A 1,912-nucleotide genomic window follows, 5' to 3' on the forward strand; every position below is an offset into this window, starting at 1 on the left:
GGAATTTTTGCGTTTCATTCAGTTTTGTCCCAGCCTCTTTTTTTATGAAATGAATGACACTACCAGAGGAACCTCCTTCGATAATAAAAATGAGGAGGTGCAAGAATGATTGAGTTAGTAGAATTAATTGAACGCAGCATGAAGAATATGGGGAACGTTGAAAAAGTGGTAGAAGAGAAAGCAACTCAATTGGTATCCATCGCTTATAGGGAAGGCATCTATGTCCAGATTTCTTCCGGGTACCGATCATTGGCGGAGCAGGCAAGACTTTACGGAAAAGGACGTCCTTTCTTCGTCTGGAAAGGGAAGAACTATGGGAAAAAAGGGAAGATCGTGACCTATGCCAAGCCCGGGGAAAGCATTCATAACAAGGGAAGAGCGATTGATTTTTTTCTCGTATCAAAAGACGGCCGTACGGCATTGTGGAAAGTGGATGAACGTTGGCATCGGGTAGGAGCTATTGGAAAATCGCTGGGCTTCTCCTGGGGCGGGGATTGGAAGACATTTAAGGATTATCCGCATCTTGAATTAGCCTCTCAAAAGTCAACCTCAACGGTATTAAAGAGAGGGGATCAAGGTAAAGTAGTAAAACAATTGCAGCAGCAGTTGAATCAGTTAGGATATTCGTTAGGGAAATATGGAGTAGATGGAAGCTTTGGACGAATAACTGAGCTGGCTGTCAGTCAGTTTCAGAAGGATGCAAAAATTACAGTAGACGGTATCGCAGGCCCTATAACTAGAAAAAAATTGAAGGAATTTGTTTACCCGGGGAAGCCGTTAAAAACAGGTGCCAAGAGTGAGACAGTAAAACGGGTTCAAAAGGTGCTCGACATTAAGGTAGATGGCCAGTTCGGTCCTAAGACAGAAGCGGCTGTTCGCCGTTTTCAAGACAACAGCGGAATAGAAGTGGATGGGATTGTTGGTCCTATTACATGGCGTTATTTGTTCTCCTGAAATTTTTATTTGTTTTCATCTCAGGTCATCTGATGTTTAGATGACCTGAGGTGGTATCGATTCCAAATAATCTTTTGGGACTTTTAGGGTGGTTGACATTTATTATCAATTTTAGAATAATAACACTGAATATTGACTTAATTCATACTTTTCAAAATTTTTAATAGAAAATGTTAGCGCTTACATGAAATAAGGAGGAAATTATGCTTATACCCATCATTCTTGCTATCGTCACCGTCTGTTCTGTTGTTTTCGCATTGAAGAAAAAACGGCCGATTTTCTTTGCACTTCCTTTGGTGGCTATTTTAGCAGTGGCAGTTGTGAAAATCGCTATGGTCCCTATGCCGTTTTGGGAAACAATTCAGTTCATTTTTGACTTAAGAGGATAGACCTTCATTCCTAACTTGAAAGGGGGTGAGAATTTGAAAAAGATTGATCCTGCTAAAGCGAACGCCTATTTCCGAATCCGGACAACACTGATTGCCATCTATCTGACACTTGGCTTTTTAGTCTCGTTTGTGGTCGTGTTTTTTGCGCGTGAACTTTCGTCCTTTAGCGTGATGGGAATCCCTTTTCATTACTATATGGGATCACAAGGGGCTATTCTTACCTTCATCATTCTTTTATTTGTGAATGCAAAGGTCAGTGATGTCGTGGATAAAAAATTCGGCATTACTCCAGAACAAATCGAACAAAAAGATCGAGTCGTTAATCAATAGGATAGGAGGAGAGGTATGGACGCTCAGTTTCTTGTTTCCCTTGCTTTAATCGGTGTAACATTCGCTTTGTACATAGGGATCGCAATCTATAACAAAGCGAGGGCAACTTCTGATTTTTACGTGGCCGGCCGTGGCGTGCCGCCCGTGTTCAACGGCATGGCGATCGGAGCCGATTGGATGAGTGCAGCTTCGTTCATCGGACTGGCCGGAACCGTCATGATCCTAGGATATGATGGGTT

Annotated in this window: 3 protein-coding genes and 1 pseudogene; all 4 read left to right on the forward strand. The window is 42.2% G+C overall.

Annotated features, from left to right (window positions below):
• Positions 1-105: 105 nt before the first annotated feature.
• Positions 106-954, forward strand: coding sequence for a peptidoglycan-binding protein (locus LD39_RS08500; protein ID WP_035545181.1), 849 nt, complete (start codon positions 106-108; stop codon positions 952-954).
• Between the two features lie 203 nt (positions 955-1,157).
• Positions 1,158-1,343 carry a hypothetical protein gene (locus LD39_RS08505; protein WP_035545182.1) on the forward strand — a complete coding sequence of 62 codons (186 nt, stop codon included), beginning with the start codon at positions 1,158-1,160 and terminating at the stop codon, positions 1,341-1,343.
• Between the two features lie 33 nt (positions 1,344-1,376).
• Positions 1,377-1,673, forward strand: coding sequence for a DUF4212 domain-containing protein (locus tag LD39_RS08510; RefSeq protein ID WP_035545183.1), 297 nt, complete (start codon positions 1,377-1,379; stop codon positions 1,671-1,673).
• Positions 1,674-1,688: 15 nt separating this feature from the next.
• Positions 1,689-1,912 (forward strand): annotated as a pseudogene (locus LD39_RS08515) (cation acetate symporter); the annotation flags it as partial.

Origin of the sequence: Halobacillus sp. BBL2006 (assembly GCF_000786645.1) — a bacterium.
GTDB lineage: Bacteria > Bacillota > Bacilli > Bacillales > Halobacillaceae > Halobacillus.